Origin of the sequence: Nocardia sp. NBC_01503, assembly GCF_036327755.1 — a bacterium.
Taxonomy (GTDB): domain Bacteria; phylum Actinomycetota; class Actinomycetes; order Mycobacteriales; family Mycobacteriaceae; genus Nocardia.
This window is the reverse complement of record NZ_CP109596.1, coordinates 3,540,766-3,557,215: the sequence shown is the minus strand read 5'-3', so window position 1 is coordinate 3,557,215 and position 16,450 is coordinate 3,540,766. Positions and strand designations below refer to the sequence as shown.

Genomic DNA, 16,450 nt, shown 5'->3' with positions numbered 1-16,450 from the left:
GGATCCACCCGATCAGCCGATCCGCGGCGGCGTATGGATCCCGGCCGAAAACGCGCCGGGATGACGGGGCGGTCAGGCGTCCGGCAGGACACGTTCCGGCGCGGATGTCTCCGAGGTGGCCACCGGCGTAACCGCGCCGCCGGCCTTCAGCGCGGCGGGCGATTGCCGCTGCTCACGGGGCAGGAATGTGGTGAACAGGGCATTGGCGCGGCGCATGGCGAACTCGTACGGCCAGGCGAACTTGCGCACCCACCAGTAGCCGAAGCGGATATCGAACTGGGTGTGAATCAGGTAGCGCCCCTTCTCGACCCCGCGCAGGATCGACTCCGCCACCTCCTCCGGCTTCTTGGCATGCCGCCGGAATCGCTTGATCCACGCCTGAATTCGCGGATCGTCACGATCCACGCCGACCACATCCACGGTCTGCACCAGCGGTGTGTCCACCGCACCCGGCACCACCAGATGCACCGTGATCCGGTGCCGCTCCAGATCGAACCGCAGCACCTCGGAGACTCCGCGCAGCCCGAACTTGCTGGCGCTGTAGGCCGCATGCCACGGGAAGGCCATCAGCCCGGCCGCCGACGAGACATTCACCAGCGCGCCACCGTTTCCGGCGGCGATCATCGGCGGGATGAAGTTCTCGATGATGTGGATGGGCCCCATCAGGTTCACATCCACCAGGCGCTTCCAGTGCTTGTGCTCCAGATTCTCGACCGTGCCCCAGGTGGAGATCCCGGCCACGTTCATCACCACATCGAGCGAACCGACCTGCTCGTGCACCTTTTCGGCGAAGGCGGTGACGGCGTCGTAATCGCTGACATCCATGGCCTGGGCGTAGTCCACCACCCCGCCCGCGGCACGGATATCGGCGACCGTCGCATCGAGGCCGTCGGAGTTCACATCGGTGAGCACCAGTCGCGCGCCTCTACGGGCGGCGGCCAGTGCGGTGGCGCGCCCGATCCCGCTGGCGGCTCCGGTGATCAGAGTCTTCCTACTGCTGAAGGTTCGCACGCCGGTCCACATCCCTTTGATTGCCCCATTTGTCCACCGAACCTACTACGCGGTCAAACTCCATCGCGAGCAATGCAACCCCCCAATCGGCCCCATACTTCTAGGGGGTTACAGACCGCCCGGTTCCGGGTAGGTCCAGGTCGAGGGCTATCCGCCCGGCCGCCAGATGCGTCTCCACCTCTTCGGCGGGCATCGGCCGCGCGATCAGGAAACCCTGTGCGCGATAGCAGCCCAGCGCCACCAGGGTACGGGCTGCGACGGTGGTCTCCACACCCTCGCCGACCACCCCGAGACCGAATGAACCGGCCAGTCCCACAATGGATTTCACAATCGCGAGATCATCGGCACTGGCGCCCAGGCGCTGTACGAAACCGCGGTCGATCTTCACCGCGTCCACCGGCAGCGCCTTCAGATGCGATAGCGAGGAGTAACCGGTACCGAAATCGTCGATGGCGATCTGCACACCCATGCGCTTGAGCCCACGCAGCGTCACCTGGGTCCGCGCCAGATCCTGCACCACCACATGCTCGGTGATTTCCAGACAGACCGAGGAGCCGTCGATACCGAAACGGCGCAGAATCCCCTCCATGGTCTCCACGAAGTCCAGGCTGACCAGCTGCACCGGGGACACATTGATCCGGATCACCACACTGGAGGCCAGTCCGCGCCTGCGCCACTGCGCGAACTGCTCACACGCCGAGCGAATCACCCAGCGGCCCAGTTCACCCGCGAGATTGGTGGCCTCCGCGACACCCACGAAGGCACCGGGCGGTAGCAATCCGCGCGTCGGATGCTGCCAGCGCACCAGCGCTTCCAGGGCCACGACCCGGCCGGTGCGCAGATCCACCTCCGGCTGATAGTGCAGCAGCAGTGAACCATCGGAGACCGCGCCGCGCAGATTCAGCTCGACATCGTCCTGAAGTTCGAATTGCGCGCGCATGGCATCGGTGAAGACCGCGACCCCATTGCCGCCGCTCGACTTCGCCGACAGCAGCGCGTGATCGGCCCTGCGTAGTACATCGGCGACCGTCGTCTCACCCGGAATGCCAACGGCCACACCGACACTCGCGCCACGGCTGACGGTCTCGCCGCCGACGGTGACCCGCCGCGCGATGAGCTGTTGAATCCGGGTCGCCTCGAGATCGGCCGCGCTGGCATCCATCGGCTTGGCCGGAACGATGACGAACTCGTCGCCGCCGAGCCGGGCGATCACATCATTGGGATCGAGGTGATCGCGCAAGCGGGTGGCCAGTGTGCGAATGAAGTTGTCCCCGGCGGTATGCCCGAGGAAGTCATTGAGCGCCTTGAGCCGATCCAGATCCAGGAAGAACGCCGCCACCGGCCCCGGACTGCCCGCCCGCAGCCGCTCCTCCATATGCTCGAGCAGTGCGCGACGGTTCGCCAGGCCGGTCAGATCGTCATGCATGGCGATATAGCGCAGCCGCTCCTCGGCCACCACGCGCGCCTGCAACTGGGCGAAGAGCGCGGCAATCGCCTTGAGCACGTTCAATTCCCGGGTACTCCACTCACGATCGCCCTCTTTGACGAAGCCGAGCACCCCGGTCGACTCGCCGCGCGACACCAGCGGCACCGCCGCCATGGAGACCGTCGGAATCCCGGAGGACAGGTGAATCGTGTGCTGATAATCCGCGTGCTCGGGAATCGGGCGCACGATGAGCGGTTCGGTGGCGTTCTCCAGTTTGGCGAAGACCGAATCCGCGCGATCGAAGTAGGTGACCCGCAGCGGATCCGGTGCGATGGTGACCGCGCGCCGCGGCCACTCCGCGATGAGCACCGAGGCGCGCCGCTCCCTATCGGTATGCCGCAGATAGCTGAAGTCCACGTCGAAGTGGTCGACGAGCCAGGACAGCACGCGCTCACTCGCCGCCACCATCGTGGTGGCGTCGACACCCATCAACTCGGAGGCAACCTGGGTTACCAGTGAGTCGAGCGTCTGCCGAGGCACCTTGTCTCCGATCCCATCAGCGAGTTCCCGCACCCGGTATCGGAAGCCGCCGACTTCTCGCCGTGACCTCCGCCGCATAGCTCAGGCGAAGTACCAACGCCACGGTCTCGTGCTCGGGCACTCCCAACAGGTCCAGGAAACGGCCTTGAAGTGACGTTAGTGTATCGGCGAACTCCGGGGAAACCGTGCTCAAGTCCCCGGTCTGTCGGGCGTACAGGAACACCGGAGACACCGGCTGCACCGCGAGGCCGTGCCGCTGCGCCTCGATCCACACCCGCTGCAGGGTCTCACCGCCGCGGGCGTAGGCGGCCAGCTCCTCGGCGTCGCCGATGGGCGGGGCGGGGAAGGTCACCGCGACCACCGCGGAGGCGGACAGCACGCGATCGCGGGTGTACTCGCCGAGCGCGACACCGCCGTTCCACTCCCGGATTCGGTCCATGACATCGGCACGGCCGCCGATATCGAGCTTGGCCAGCTCGTCCGGGGCCAGCTCCATGGTGCGCAGATCCAGGCCGGCGCGCAGATCATCGGTGGGCCAGCGCAATTCGGAGAACATCTCCGCGTGCAACACCGGGGTCAGATAGCGGGCGGTATCGGAGGCGGCCAGCAGCGTCGCGGCGGTCGCGAGATCATCGGCGTCGGTGATCCAGCGCAGGCCACCGCCGGCCTTGGCCGCGGTGGTGGCGAGGGTGTCCAGCACGGCCGGGTCGATGGGTTCACCGGTGCCGAGATTGCGGTTGGTGACGCGGTCGAGCAGATCAGGGTAGTCGCGGGCCAATTCCGGCTCGCTCCAATCACTCAACTGCAGGACGGCGGTGAGGGGTGCGGTGCGACTGTGCCGTCCGGTGCCACCGGTATAGAGGTCGGCCTCGCCGAGCACCCCGTGTGCGGCCGCGGCGGCCCGCGCGTTGTACAGCGCCGCGCCGACGGCCACCGCGCTACCGCGGAAGCCGATATCCATTCCGGAGCTGCGCTCGATATCCAGCTCGATGACGACTGCCGCGTTCTCCTCGCGCAGCGACCAGGGCTGCACATTGCCGCCCGAGGGCGCGAGCTGCGCGGCGGCCATAACCGCCCGCGCCTCGGTGCTCGGCTCCGGCTCGATCGCGAGATCGGCGGGCCACCGCAGTTCGTCGACCGGGTCAGGTTCGACGATCGCGTCCAGGCAGGCGGTCAGATCGACGCGGGTGCGGCCGGAGGGCAGTTCGCCGCCGAGGCCGATGCGGCGCACCGCGGCGGCCACCGTCGCACCGCCGAGCTGTACGTCACCGGCGAGCTGCGGCCAGCTGTCCAGGGTCTGATCGATCTCCACCAGGCTGGCGGCGAAGCGATCGGAGAGGCCGTGCGCGTCCAGGATTCGGACCACATAGGGCGCCTTCTCACGGGTGGTGAGGCCGCGTAGGTCGGCGCGCGTGGCCCCGCCTAGTAGGCCGTGGAAGGGCTCCCGCTCCGGTTCCAGGTCGTAGCGTTCGATATCGAGCAGGCCGCGATCGCTGGTCTCCATGAGCAGCGGGATGCCGTACTTCTTGGCGGCTTCGCGCACGGCGAGTTTGATATCGAGGGAGTCGCACTCCTCGACCACCAGGGTGAGGTCCGCGAAGAAGTCGTCGACGTTCTCGTCGGTGAGTCCGGCGGTGTAGATCTCCACCGGGAGGTATGGGTCGATCTCGGCAATGCGGCGGGCGGTGACCACGGCCTTGTTGACGCCGATATCGAAGAGTGAGCCGGGAATGCGATTGAGGTTGGCGAGTTCGATGGTGTCGAAATCAGCGAGCTTTATCCGCCCGCAGATGCCCTCCATCGCGAGGGTGTGCGCGATGGCGTGGCCGACGCTCTGCCCAACCACCCCAATTGTCTGATTTGTCAGTTTTTCTTGTTCGGCGCGGGTGAGCTTGTTGCGATTGCGGTCCAGCCGGACAGTTCGCAGCAATTCCGGTCCGGGTAGCGCTACCGCGGATTTCCGCCACGGATAATATATCCAGCGATCGGATTCCGGTCCTTCGGACAATTCCGGCGGGGCTACAAGATCATTGAATTCGGCACGCAGCAAATCCCGAAGATCAGTGAATTCGATGCCATTCTGCGCGCGTAATTCTGATAACCGGCGCGCATCCTCCGGATCGGATTCATCGAGAAACAGCGGTCGATATTCTCCGGCCGCGTTATTGTCGGAATTCATTGTCAGCCGAGTCCTCCGGTGCCGGTCAGGTCGGCCGACAGCATGCTGCGACCGTCCGAGAGTGCAATCTGTTCCGCATCGATCAAGGCCAGCTGCGACTCGGCGGCGACCGATCGATAGGTCCGCATATCCCACCAGAGCGGGACGGTCCGGTAGCGATCATCGGGGTACGGCACGGCCGGAATCCACCAATCCGAGCGCGCGCCACTGGTGCGATAACCCTCCGCGGCATGCTCACCGGCGGTGACGAAACCGTAGCGAGCGCCGAGCAGGGTGGTGACATGAACGACGCAGCGATCCAGGGCCGCGCCCAGCGCACGGCGTTGCGCACGGTCCAGACCGCGATCGGCCCAGACCGCCTTGACCTCGACGACACCCTCGGGAATCCGGTCGGCGACCCGCTTACGCAGGGCCGATTCACCCGGACGACCGCCCCAGGCGTGCAATGCGTTGACCTCGTCGACATGCGCGTAGGGACCCTGCACGCGCAGACCCGCCACCACATCACCGAAGGGATCGATGGCGGCCACGAACAGCGCGCTCGAATGTCCGTCCACCGTCTTGTCGTATTCCAGAGCGGGATCCACGCCATAACGTCGATACGCACGCAACGCGCCCATGATGTTCCGGCGCCACAGGCCCGGGTGCGCATGCGGCGTGCCGACCCAGAAGGTGCACCCCGACGACGCATCCTGGAATCGCAGTAAGTCCTCATCAGCCGAATCCGACGGGACGACTGCGACTACTTCCACAGCCATACAGTTCCTACTCCGTTGCTGCGCGTGATCCGCGCGACTACCGAGCCCCCGTCCGATACGGTCGTGTATCAACCGCGCCCGGTACAGGCACCTAGGGGAGTATCCGCCAGCCGTGAGAAATTGTCCAGGCGTCCGGCAAATCTTCCGAAACCCGAATGAACGTCTAGAAATTCCCCCTGGTCAAACCATTGCTATCAGTCATGAAACACAACCACAAGACTGGTTGGTTCTCATTTAGTTAACAGTTGGCTATCAGATGAGGATGGAGATGAAAAGTTCCAGTTCCGACGGTCCGGACCAGATCTCGATCTCCTCGCGATACGCGCGGGTGATCTCGGCCGAGGCGGTCGCATCGTCCACCTGCGCCCACACATCCTCCGCGGGATCGTGATAGTCGCCATTGGGCTGGAAGCGCGCGTACACACCCTTGGGAACACGGATCAGCACATCGCCGACCGGGGCGTCATAGGGCGAGGAGTACTCGTAGGAGACCAGCACGTTGTAGTTGCCCGCCGGATCGGGGACATACACCGTGGCCAGCGGTTTGTCCGCACCACGATCACGCAGCCGATCGCGCAGGAACTCGATCAGCTCGCTATTGGAGACCTTGAAGCTGGGCCGCACCCGCGGCACCACGAGACCGCCGTACACGCCACCCGGGCGCACCACAATCGAGTAGGTCATGAGGCCTCGACCGCCAGGTACAGCTCGATCTTGTAGGCGTGTGGGTAGCACTCGAAATCACCGCTGTGCGTGCGCTTGATCTGGTTGTGCTCCTCCGCGTACGCGATCTGTGTCCACAGGTCGGTCATCACCTGTGGAAAGCTGCCGACCGAGGAGAATCTGGCGTAGGTCCCGCGGGGTAGCCGGGCCACGATATGGCCGCGGGTGACCTCGTCGAAGGACTCGCACTGGTATCCGACGATCTGGGTGTTGAAGGTGCCGAGCTCGGCCGAGAAATCGGTATAGGCCGAGGCGAGCGGACCGCCGAGCTCCTGATGCAGGACGGCGGCCCAGGCCACCTCCAGATCATGGTCGCGCAGTTCCCCGAGAGCGCGTTTCGGGCTCCGCACCGGCAGCCCGGCGACCCACGTCTCGTCCCGCTCGACGATCTCAAACTGCATTGGTAGGAACTCTCTCTGGGTGTGACGCACAGCCCGCTGGCCAACCTTCGCCATGCTATCAACCAAGCTAGACGTGCCCGGGCAACACGACTGAGGTTTGGCTAAGTCTGATCTCTGCGGCGGTGCGATCGCGCCAGGGGTGCGCGCCAATGCCGCCACAGCGCGAGGAAGCGGAGGGCCACCGCGCCGGCACCCGCCAAACCACCCGTCCAGTAGGTGTATTGGCCGTGATAGAGCAGCGTCGCGGTCGCCGCCGAACCCAATAGCGCCGGGACGGCATAGAGTTCGCCGTCACTCAGCACGCTCGGTGTGATTCCGGCGAGCACATCCCGGACCACGCCGCCGCCGACCGCGGTGACCACGCCGAGCGCCGCCGACGAGGTCGCCGAGAGCCCGTGCTGGAACGCGGTAACCGTGCCGGTGACACAGAAGATGCCCAGGCCCACACCGTCCGCGAGCAGCAGCGGCGTGCGGATAACGCGATTCGGCGGATGCCAGAAGAAGATGAGGGCGGCGGCCAGCAGTGCCGTGCCCGCGTAGCTCACATGAACGAAGGCCGTCGGGGGTGTCTGACCGATGATCAGGTCGCGCATGATGCCGCCACCGGTGGCGGTGCACACGGCCAGGACCGCGATGCCGACCACGTCGAAGTCGCGCCGCACCGCGAGCAGCGCCCCGGAGACACCGAATGCGAACACGCCCACCATGTTTCCGACTTTTTGGGCGGTGCCGACCGCGTTGCCGAGCTCGACGAGATTACTCATTGGCCGGTTCACCTCTCTGTCGCAAACACTCGGCTACCGGGGCACTGTATGCCCCGCCGCCACGCCGCGCCGACGCGCCCCGGTCGTGCCCCGGATACGGTTGAATCACCCTTGTGTGCCGCACAATTGCTGAGCTGGATGCGCAGCTCACGGGGTGTAGAGCGTGCCCGCGACTGGTCGCCTGGCGGGAACAGGTCGCTCATGACAGGCGGGCCGCGTTTCGTGACGAAAATTACTGGGGGAAACCGGTTCCCGGATTGGGTCCGGACGACGCCCGAGTGCTCATCGTCGGCCTCGCCCCGGCCGCGCACGGCGGCAACAGAACCGGTCGAATGTTCACCGGAGACCGTGCGGGAGATGTGCTGATCGCCTGCATGTACGCCGCCGGGCTGACAAACCAACCGACCAGCACGCACCCCGGAGATGGTCTGCGCCTCATCAACTCCCGCCTCACCGCCCCCGTGCACTGCGCCCCACCCGACAACAAACCCACCCCCGGCGAACGCGACAACTGCCGCCACTGGCTCACCACCGAGTTGGCGCTGCTCTCCCCCACCCTCCGCTCGATAGTCGTCCTGGGCGGCTGGGGCTGGCAGGCCCTACTCCCCGCCCTGGCCGAATCCGGCTGGGCCATACCGAAACCCAAACCCCACTTCACCCACGCCGCCCACTACGAACTGGCCCCCACCCACCCCGACCGCGCACCCCTGCACCTGTTCGGAAGCTATCACCCCAGCCAGCAGAACACCTTCACCGGCCGCCTCACCCCCGACATGCTCACGCGGGTACTCCGCGACGCCGCGACCACAGCCGGGCCGGAACCGCGGACGAACTGACGGGAGCGCCACCGTGGCGCACTACCGGCCCGGGATACGATGCGGGGCGTGAGCAGGGCCGATAGCGCTTCGGAGAGCGCCGAGACCACGCAGCCGATGAAGCGGCGGCGGGCACAGACGCGGGCGCGGCTGTTGGACGCGGCGTTCGAGGCGTTCGCCGAGGACGGGCTGGGGCGGTGCACGGTCGAGCAGATCTGCGAGCGGGCCGGTTTCACTCGCGGGGCCTTCTATTCGAACTTCACCTCACTGGAGGAGTTGTTCCTGGCCATGTGGGAGCAGCGGTCCGCGGCCATGCTGGCGCAGGTGTCGGCGGTGCTGGAGAACGAGGTCGCGATTCCCGATCAGCGCGAGGCCGTTGAGTTCGTGCTGAGCGCGGTTCCGGTGGACGACAAATGGTTTCGCATCACCTCGGAGTTCACCGCGCACGCCCTGCGCAATCCGGAGCTGCGCCGAATGATGGTGGCGCGCGAGGAGGCGATTCGCGCGGCACTCACCCCGGTATTGCTGCGCCTGCTGGCGCGGGTGGGTCGCGGTGTCCCCGATCCGGTGGGGCTGGGCCGAGCTTTGATCGCGGCGCACGACGGGACCATGGCGCAATGTCTACTCGAACCCGACAGTGCCGCCGTGCGCGAATACCGCGTCGATCTGTTTATGCGAGTGCTCGAGTCCTATACCGAACCGGCGTGATCGAACTCCGCCAGGGCGTCGCGCAACCGGCGCAGTCGGTCGTCCCGGAATTGCGGCATGTCATGTTCGATGGCGTGCAGTACATCTATGGCGGCATCGGATACCGCCCAGAAATTCAGTTTCCCAGTCAACCTTTCGTCGAAGGGTAGTCCGCGGCAGTTCTGTACGCGCCGAACGAATTCCGGCCCCGCCTCCGGCCATAGGTAGCAGAGGTCGTAGTCCGGATCGCCGATCTGCGCGTCACCGAAGTCGATGACGCCGGTGATCCGATCCCCCGTCACAAGCAGATGATCGAGACTCACATCGGCGTGAATCAACACCGGCGAATACTCGAAGTTGCCGTCCCGACCCAGATATCCCTCCCAGCGCCGCACCAACTCGCGCCCGTCGGCCGCGGACAGCAATGGAATCACCTGCGCCCGAACCAGTTCCAAGTCCGCCGCGAAATCCGCCCGAAAGTCCGGCTCCTCGATCCCGAACTCCCGCGCCCGATCCACCGAAAACCGCTGCACCCCATCGATGAATTCGGCGATCACCGTCGCCGTCTCATCCTTCTCGAGCAGGCCCCGCGCATGCCATTCCTCGGCCCGCAACACCTCCCCCGGCACCACCGGATACACAGCGCACTCCCCCGGCCCGAGCGGATTCGGCATCGTGAACTCATACCGAGGCACCCTGATCATCAAGGTCCCCGCCAGCTCCGCGAGCAACCGCCCCTCCCGCGCGACCCCCTCGGCCCCGTCCTCATCCTTGGGCAGTCGCACGACATAGGTGTCCCCCACCAAAACGGCGACATTCTCCTGCCCCTCCCCCAACACCCGCATGGGTTGCTCCCCCAGCTCCGGCCGAGGCGACAGCCGAAGATCCCCTCGAACCCGCCCCTCCCAATCCGACACCAAGTCCGAATGCGCACTCATATCCACTCCCCCACCCTACAAAACCACCTCTAACCAGCCGATTCGGCGACTCCCCACCCCACCTGCTAAAGTTTTCCACCGCAGGCCGGAAACGGTCAGCGGCTGGGGCTATAGCGCAGTTGGTAGCGCGTCTCGTTCGCATCGAGAAGGTCAGGGGTTCGATTCCCCTTAGCTCCACAACCAGCAGAAAGGCCCGTGACCTCAAAAAGGTCACGGGCCTTTCTTGATTTCAGGACAACTAGTGATCTTGGTTATCGGCGCCCGTCCGCAGTTCGTCCGCAGCGGCTGCGCTGATCGCCAGGGACACAGCAGCGTGCCGGAGGTCGTGCGGCCGGACATACGGAAACTGTGCCGCGCCAGCGTCTCCGCTCCTATTGCCTGCTCGACGTTTCGGATCCCGAAGACATGTGAGGGCCGCATTGATCGCGCGGGCGACTACCCGGCTTGGTTCGAGGTGGCGCACGCGCCCGCACTCGCGGGAATCGTGTCCCCGATGGCGCACCACAGCGTGCGGAACCAATCTTTGGTGCCCGAACCGGCATTGAGGATACTGCTTCCGAACTGCGTGCTGCCGGTATCACTGCTTCCGGTTTCGGCGAAGCCGGCGGTGGCGGGGCCGGCCAGTGCGGTCAACGCGGTGGCGACGGCCAGGGCGGCGAAAGCGGTGCGCAAAGGTGTTCTCATGTGCGGAATGCTACTGAAACGAATGGATTTCAGATTTCGAATCGCTGCCCCTGAAATCAGGGGCTGGCAAGCATGGACGCTCATCATTGGAATTCCGCCTCCTCCACAGTGTTTCGGAGAACGTGCGCAGCCAGCCGGGACCGACGCGGTCAGGTCGAAACCGCCATCTGTTCCACCGGACGCTCACAACGTAAACCGGCTGGATTTCGCCCGTCAGGTGGACTGGCGGCTGGCGGTGTTCAGCGGATCATTAGTCGTCCATAAGGTTCCTTCCGCAAGATCACTGTCGATCACGATGACGCGGGAGGATCAGCAAATGCGTTTCAGGACAGTGGCTTCGGCAGTGCTGGTGGCGGCCGGGGCGGTAGTCCCCTGTATGGCGGTGGGACAGGCGCAGGCCCAAGAGCCGTGGTGTGGGGCCTCCTGGCTGGGGCTCACCGTGGAGCCCGTCGGACAGTCCAGCGGCAGTCAGCGTACCGCGAGTATCGTGCTGACGAATTTGTCCCGGGAATCCTGCGTCCTGCAAGGCTTCCCGGGCGTCGACCTGGCTGCGGTGGGCGACAATGGCCGCGCCGCGCTGCCCCGAACCAACGAACAGGGCCAACCGGTCCTGCTGCCCCCGGGCGGTCAGGCCAAGAGCACCCTGACATACGCAACCGGCACCGATACCCCCACCGAAATCATCGTCACCCCACCCGATTCCACCACCCAACTGCATGCCGTCTGGCCCACGGCCCTGGGCTCGATCATGGTATGGCCCGAAGGCGCGACCCATCCGGGCACCTACATCGGTCCTCTGCGCGGCTGAGCGCCCGCCGGGTTTGTGCGCGGGGCAGTTCGGTCGGCGCATGTGATGCCCTTGGACTCTTCTGGCGTGAGTTGGTCGATGGTCGACTGAAGTGCGGGCCTGTACCAGCTTCCACGACCGTTGGGGGCACCCCGATCAGTGCCGCAGAACACCGGGGGAAGCGGCACCATGCAAACACTGGCCATCATCGTCATGCTCATATGGTTCGGAACGGTCGTCGTCGGGATTATCGGCCTTGTTCGTGGCCGGTTGCGCTGGGCGCGCATCGGCAACAGGAGAACCGCGGGTTGGGTGCTGGCCGCATCGGTTCCATTGTTCATATTGATCGGAGTGGTTGCGCCGAAACAGGATTCGACGCGGCCCGTTCGCCTGCAGGCACCGGTCCCCAGTACTGTCCCGGCCACCATCATCAAGGTTCCGGACACGGCGGCCACCACCTCGCCTTCGGTTACCGTCGCGCCGACCACCACGACCACCACGCCACTTCCAGCACCCCCATCGATCACCACAACGGTCCAGCCACCCCCGCCGACAACGCTGGAAATACCGGCACCGCCGACTATCGACATCCCCACCGTTGTTCCCGCTCCCGCGCCCGCGCCGTCGGCGCCTCCGACGTGGGTGACCCCGGGCGCGTTCTGCAGCACCGCAGGTGCAACCGGCCGCAGTAAAACGGGCAAACCCATGGTGTGCGAAACCAGCCGCACCGACTCGCGTTTGCGGTGGCGGCAAGCATGACCGCCACCGGCTGCCATCAGCCGGGTTGGAAGAAGGCGAACATCTTTTGGGCGACGTCCGGCGCCATCAGCAACTCTTGCACTTCTGCGGACATGCGGGCGGCGGTGCTGGTGCGGTCGAACATCTCGTGTTCGTACTCCCTTACCGCGGCGGGGAAGTCGTTGGGATGGGCGGCGAGGGTCAAGGCTAGTTGGGCGCCGTCGAGTAGGGCCATGTTGGCGCCCTCGCCTACCGGGGGCATCAGATGTGCGGCGTCGCCGAGGAGGGTGATGTCCGGTGTCGACGGCCAGGTCAGGCCGATTGGGAGGGTGGTGATCGAGCGGGGGGTGATTGCGTCTTCGCAGGCCTCGATCAGGGCGGTGATGCGCGGGTTCCAACCGGGGAGTAGGTCGATCAGGCGGGATCGGGCGGCGGGTGGGTTGTCGAATGGTATTGCGGCGGTAGCGAACCAGTCTTCGGGGGTGCTGTAGAAGCTGATGCCCACGCGGACGCGGCCGTCGCCATTGCGTTGTGCCGCAAGGGATATGCCGTTGCCGAGTACCCAGTAGTTGCCGCGGCCGAGCATTGCGGCGAGGTCGGGGTGGGTGCGGTCGATGTCGGGAATGGTCAATTCGACCACGTTTTGGCCGATATGTGTTGGGCGGGCATCGGTGAGCAGTGGGCGGACTCGGGATTGCGCGCCGTCGGCGCCGACCAGGAGGTCGTATGTCGTACTGCTGCCGTTGGTGAAGTGCAGTCGGCCGTTGGCGGCGGATTCGAAGGCGTGGCCCCAGCGCACCGTGTCTTCGGGGAGCGAATCGAGCAGTAGGTCGCGCAGATCGCTGCGGTCGATCTCGGGGCGAGTGGACGGGGCGTCGCCGGGGGTGTCCTCCTGGAGCAGCAGGGTGCCGTCGGATTCGAGGAGGCGCATGTCCTGGCCTTCGCAGCGGGCAAGCGTGTTGAACCGGTCGATCAGGCCCGCCTCGCGCAGTGCGCGCTGGCCGATGCGGACGGGCTGGACGCGGTATCGCTGTGCAAGGTCGCCGCGGTGCTCGATGTCGGGCCGATGCGGTTGTACGGCTATATCGCCACCAAGGAGGAACTACTCGACCTGATGGTCGATACGGTCCACGCGGAGATCCAGCCGACGGGAAACGGGTGGCGAGAAGTGTTGCACTCCTTCGCCGAAGCCACTCGGCACGCCGCCCACCAGCACGAATGGCTCGCAGACCTGATCGGCGGACGGCCTCAGCTCGGACCGAACACGCTGGCCAGCGGGGAGGCGGTGCTGGCCGTGATGGGAGACGTCGACCTGAACACCGTCGTACCGGCGGGGGCCGCGGTCAATGCGTATGTGATCGGCGCGGTGCGTCGGGAGATCACCGAGCGCCGCGCCGAGCGGGTCTCCGGGATGGAAGAGGAGCAGCGGCAGGCCGCCTTCGGTCCCTGTCTACAGCGAACCTTCGCCACCGGCCGCTTTCCCGCGCTGGCACGGGTCGTCCACGATGGACCACACCTGGATGCCGACCGAACCTTCCGCACCGGCCTCGATTTCCTCCTCGACGGCATCGAAGCCCGCATCTCGAGCTGATCGGCAAGATCAATCGCGGGCCACCAGGATTCACTCCGGAGGCCCCGAAGATCGGGGGCATCGAGTGTCGGGGCTGCCAGAGCCGGAGTGGGGGGTTGAAACGCGTCGACCGGGAGCAGTTGGCCGGGGGGCGAAGCGGGCCGGGGCACCAGCGCTATCGGCGGTACCGAAGTAGCTGGGGTAGACCGCGTCCCCGGTTCTTGAAATCGGCACGGATTCGAGAGCTGCCGGGATGCCCTTGCATATACGTATACTTCTACATATAGTCAGAGGCATCGGGTTCACGTTCGCACCGATTTCACCTCTCAACCGGTTCACGCACCGAAGGAGTACAGCCATGCCCACATTCCAGACCCCGGGACCGATCGCCATCACCGCCGACATCCCCTCCGGCGAGGTCAAGGTCATCGCCTCCGGCCGCACCGACACTGTCGTCACGGTCCGCCCCGCCGACCCGTCCGAGAAGGACGATGTGCGCGCCGCCGATCAGGTCCGAATCGATTACGCCGCAGGACATCTGAGCGTGGTCACGCCGAAGAGCTGGCGCACCTACACCCCCTTCGGCGGCAACCCGACCATCGAGGTGATCATCGAGGCCCCCACCGGCTCACAGCTCAGGGCCACCGCCGGTATGGGCCGCCTGTCGAGCACCGGCGAACTCGGCGACTGCGACCTCGAAATTGCCGCCGGGGATATCGAAGTCGGCCGCACCACCGGTTCGGTCACCGCGAAAACCTCCAAGGGCGATATCCGCATCGCCGAAGCCACCCGAGGCACCCTCCACCTGGAGACCTCCATGGGTGAACTGGAGGTGGGCATCACCCCCGGCAGCGCGGCCCAACTGGAATCCAACACCCAGCACGGCAGCGTCCAGAACCAACTGCAGCCGGTATCCCCCACCACCAAGGACATCGTGCACGTGCACGCACGAAACTCCTACGGCAACATCATCATCCGCCACGCGAACGCCGCCTGACAGCAACCGGACGGACTGCCGACCATGACGGCGGGCCCCAGGGCCCAACCCGCCGTCAGCCGAAGCAGCCGTCCCGGACGGCAGCGGTGAAGGCGCTCCAATCATCCGCACCGAAAACGAGTGCGCCAGCACCGGGGCGATTCGAATCCCGCACACCCACAAAGCCATTCGGAAGGAATGCGATCTCCACGCATTGTCCCCCGGACTCGCTGTAGCTGCTCTTGAACCAGCGTGTGCGGAGCGGGTCAATGATCATGGTCGTACTCCCTGGCGGCCTGCCGCAGCAGGTTTCGAGATTCGGTTTCGGTGAGCGAAGTGCCCCGAATCGTGGACGCGAGTTCATCGTATCGCCGTACTTCACCGGCCTTCTCGAGGTAGACATCGCTGCTCGGTCCGCCTTCGAGATACACCACCGGTGGTTCGACCGGACGGCCCTTCGAATCAACCCCGAAGTCGAGAATTACGAACTGCCCGTGCAGGATTCCCCACGCCATACCGGCGCGATACGGGTTGATACGCACCGTCACGTTCGGCAATTTGCTGATCTCCGCGAGGTGCCGAAGCTGTTCCGCCATGACCATGCGGCCGCCGATCACTCGATGCAATGCGGACTCGTGTAGGAGGACTTGCAGTTCGAGCGGGGCCGATTTGCGAGTGACGATGTGCTGCCGCTTCATTCGCAGTTCGACACGTCGATCGATGTCATCTCTCGTACCGTCACGATAGAACGCGCCGATCAGAGAACGCGCGTAGTCGCGCGTTTGAAGTAGCCCCGGGACTTGCTCGTGGTAGACGATCAGCCGCCATGCCGAGGCTTCCAACCCGATATACATGTTGAACTCATCGCTGAACAGACCGCCGAACGCGTGATACCAACTTCGCTCCCTTGCAGCCGACCGCGCCCAGATCCAGGAGGCGGTCCACGAGTTCGGTCGGGGACAGACCGTATCCGGCTTCGGCGTCCACGGTTACCGGGACCGATACCGCGCGGGCTTTGCGGCCCGCGGCGGCGAACATTTCCCGCCAGGGGGCGACCTCGCCGTCGGGGTAGCCGAGCATGGCGGAGATGGCGTTGCTGGCGGTGGCGATCACCGGGAATCCGGCTTCGGCGACGATCGCGGCGCTGGCGGCATCCCAGACGTCGGGGAGTATCAACATATCGCCGGTGTGCAGCTCACGCAGGGTTTGAGCTTGGGCCTTCAGGTCGGTCACGGGCATGTCCTCTCCTCGAGAAAGTTCTCTACCCGGTAGGACCGCGCCCGGCCGAAAAACTCGTCGCGGAATCGGTGCGCACACCGGGAAAGGATTCCTGATCTCAGCGGTCGCGAAGCGCTCGCGAATATCCTCGGTGCTGGCCGGTATGGAGCGCGGTGCGGGCCGCGAATGAGAAGCCGGTTCGTTGTGCGCACAGTGGTGAGCGTCGCAGAGTGGG

Annotated in this window: 19 protein-coding genes and 1 tRNA gene; 6 read left to right on the top strand and 14 right to left on the bottom strand. The window is 65.5% G+C overall.

Going from position 1 to position 16,450, the window contains the following annotated elements:
• Nucleotides 1-72: 72 nt before the first annotated feature.
• The 7 genes from OHB26_RS15855 to OHB26_RS15825 form a co-directional block, all read right to left on the bottom strand.
• A complete protein-coding gene (locus OHB26_RS15855; RefSeq protein ID WP_330184922.1) occupies nt 73-1,023 on the bottom strand; it encodes an SDR family oxidoreductase in 951 nt (316 codons plus the stop codon).
• Nucleotides 1,024-1,111: 88 nt separating this feature from the next.
• A complete protein-coding gene (locus tag OHB26_RS15850) occupies nt 1,112-2,977 on the bottom strand; it encodes a putative bifunctional diguanylate cyclase/phosphodiesterase (RefSeq protein WP_281180206.1) in 1,866 nt (621 codons plus the stop codon).
• Nucleotides 2,978-2,993: 16 nt separating this feature from the next.
• On the bottom strand, nt 2,994-5,156 hold the full coding sequence (locus OHB26_RS15845; RefSeq protein WP_330184921.1) for an Rv1355c family protein: 2,163 nt from the start codon (nt 5,154-5,156) through the stop codon (nt 2,994-2,996).
• A 2-nt stretch (nt 5,157-5,158) separates the two neighbouring features.
• The gene (locus tag OHB26_RS15840) at nt 5,159-5,914 is read right to left on the bottom strand and encodes a hypothetical protein (RefSeq protein ID WP_330184920.1); all 756 of its coding nucleotides are present in this window, start codon (nt 5,912-5,914) and stop codon (nt 5,159-5,161) included.
• A gap of 252 nt (nt 5,915-6,166) precedes the next feature.
• Nucleotides 6,167-6,598 (bottom strand): effector binding domain-containing protein, encoded by a 432-nt coding sequence (locus OHB26_RS15835; RefSeq protein ID WP_330184919.1) that lies wholly within the window; start codon nt 6,596-6,598, stop codon nt 6,167-6,169.
• The gene (locus OHB26_RS15830; RefSeq protein WP_067570090.1) at nt 6,595-7,038 is read right to left on the bottom strand and encodes a GyrI-like domain-containing protein; all 444 of its coding nucleotides are present in this window, start codon (nt 7,036-7,038) and stop codon (nt 6,595-6,597) included. The genes OHB26_RS15835 and OHB26_RS15830 overlap by 4 nt, the downstream gene beginning before the upstream one ends.
• A gap of 101 nt (nt 7,039-7,139) precedes the next feature.
• Complete coding sequence (locus OHB26_RS15825; RefSeq protein ID WP_330184918.1) at nt 7,140-7,802, bottom strand: trimeric intracellular cation channel family protein; 663 nt, start codon at nt 7,800-7,802, stop codon at nt 7,140-7,142.
• Nucleotides 7,803-7,915: 113 nt separating this feature from the next.
• On the opposite strand from OHB26_RS15825, the gene OHB26_RS15820 reads away from it, so the two are divergent.
• Entirely contained in the window at nt 7,916-8,638 is a 723-nt protein-coding gene (locus OHB26_RS15820) for a uracil-DNA glycosylase (RefSeq protein ID WP_330184917.1), read from the top strand.
• Between the two features lie 96 nt (nt 8,639-8,734).
• Nucleotides 8,735-9,325 carry a TetR/AcrR family transcriptional regulator gene (locus tag OHB26_RS15815; protein ID WP_330185661.1) on the top strand — a complete coding sequence of 197 codons (591 nt, stop codon included), beginning with the start codon at nt 8,735-8,737 and terminating at the stop codon, nt 9,323-9,325.
• Here OHB26_RS15815 and OHB26_RS15810 read toward each other — a convergent pair.
• Entirely contained in the window at nt 9,307-10,149 is an 843-nt protein-coding gene (locus tag OHB26_RS15810) for a phosphotransferase (RefSeq protein WP_330184916.1), read from the bottom strand. The genes OHB26_RS15815 and OHB26_RS15810 overlap by 19 nt on opposite strands.
• Nucleotides 10,150-10,346: 197 nt before the next feature.
• Here OHB26_RS15810 and OHB26_RS15805 point away from each other — a divergent pair.
• A tRNA-Ala gene (locus OHB26_RS15805) sits at nt 10,347-10,419 on the top strand.
• Nucleotides 10,420-10,677: 258 nt separating this feature from the next.
• On the opposite strand, the gene OHB26_RS15800 is transcribed toward OHB26_RS15805, so the two are convergent.
• Nucleotides 10,678-10,926 carry a hypothetical protein gene (locus OHB26_RS15800; RefSeq protein ID WP_330184915.1) on the bottom strand — a complete coding sequence of 83 codons (249 nt, stop codon included), beginning with the start codon at nt 10,924-10,926 and terminating at the stop codon, nt 10,678-10,680.
• A 316-nt stretch (nt 10,927-11,242) separates the two neighbouring features.
• On the opposite strand from OHB26_RS15800, the gene OHB26_RS15795 reads away from it, so the two are divergent.
• Complete coding sequence (locus OHB26_RS15795) at nt 11,243-11,734, top strand: DUF4232 domain-containing protein (RefSeq protein WP_330184914.1); 492 nt, start codon at nt 11,243-11,245, stop codon at nt 11,732-11,734.
• Here the strand turns inward: OHB26_RS15795 and OHB26_RS15790 are convergent.
• On the bottom strand, nt 11,710-12,489 hold the full coding sequence (locus OHB26_RS15790) for a hypothetical protein (protein ID WP_330184913.1): 780 nt from the start codon (nt 12,487-12,489) through the stop codon (nt 11,710-11,712). The genes OHB26_RS15795 and OHB26_RS15790 overlap by 25 nt on opposite strands.
• Nucleotides 12,489-13,382 carry an FAD-dependent oxidoreductase gene (locus tag OHB26_RS15785; RefSeq protein WP_330184912.1) on the bottom strand — a complete coding sequence of 298 codons (894 nt, stop codon included), beginning with the start codon at nt 13,380-13,382 and terminating at the stop codon, nt 12,489-12,491. Before OHB26_RS15785 ends, OHB26_RS15790 begins: the two co-directional genes overlap by 1 nt.
• A gap of 117 nt (nt 13,383-13,499) precedes the next feature.
• On the opposite strand from OHB26_RS15785, the gene OHB26_RS15780 reads away from it, so the two are divergent.
• Nucleotides 13,500-14,042 (top strand): TetR/AcrR family transcriptional regulator C-terminal domain-containing protein, encoded by a 543-nt coding sequence (locus OHB26_RS15780; RefSeq protein WP_330184911.1) that lies wholly within the window; start codon nt 13,500-13,502, stop codon nt 14,040-14,042.
• 337 nt (nt 14,043-14,379) lie between these two features.
• Entirely contained in the window at nt 14,380-15,018 is a 639-nt protein-coding gene (locus OHB26_RS15775) for a DUF4097 family beta strand repeat-containing protein (protein WP_330184910.1), read from the top strand.
• A 55-nt stretch (nt 15,019-15,073) separates the two neighbouring features.
• Here the strand turns inward: OHB26_RS15775 and OHB26_RS15770 are convergent, their stop codons facing one another.
• From OHB26_RS15770 to OHB26_RS15760, 3 genes are read right to left on the bottom strand one after another with little or no spacing between them, the layout of a single operon-like run.
• On the bottom strand, nt 15,074-15,274 hold the full coding sequence (locus OHB26_RS15770; protein WP_330184909.1) for a DUF397 domain-containing protein: 201 nt from the start codon (nt 15,272-15,274) through the stop codon (nt 15,074-15,076).
• Nucleotides 15,264-15,851 (bottom strand): DUF5753 domain-containing protein, encoded by a 588-nt coding sequence (locus OHB26_RS15765; protein ID WP_330184908.1) that lies wholly within the window; start codon nt 15,849-15,851, stop codon nt 15,264-15,266. The genes OHB26_RS15770 and OHB26_RS15765 overlap by 11 nt, the downstream gene beginning before the upstream one ends.
• A gap of 7 nt (nt 15,852-15,858) precedes the next feature.
• The gene (locus OHB26_RS15760) at nt 15,859-16,236 is read right to left on the bottom strand and encodes an isocitrate lyase/phosphoenolpyruvate mutase family protein (RefSeq protein ID WP_330184907.1); all 378 of its coding nucleotides are present in this window, start codon (nt 16,234-16,236) and stop codon (nt 15,859-15,861) included.
• Nucleotides 16,237-16,450: the final 214 nt, after the last annotated feature.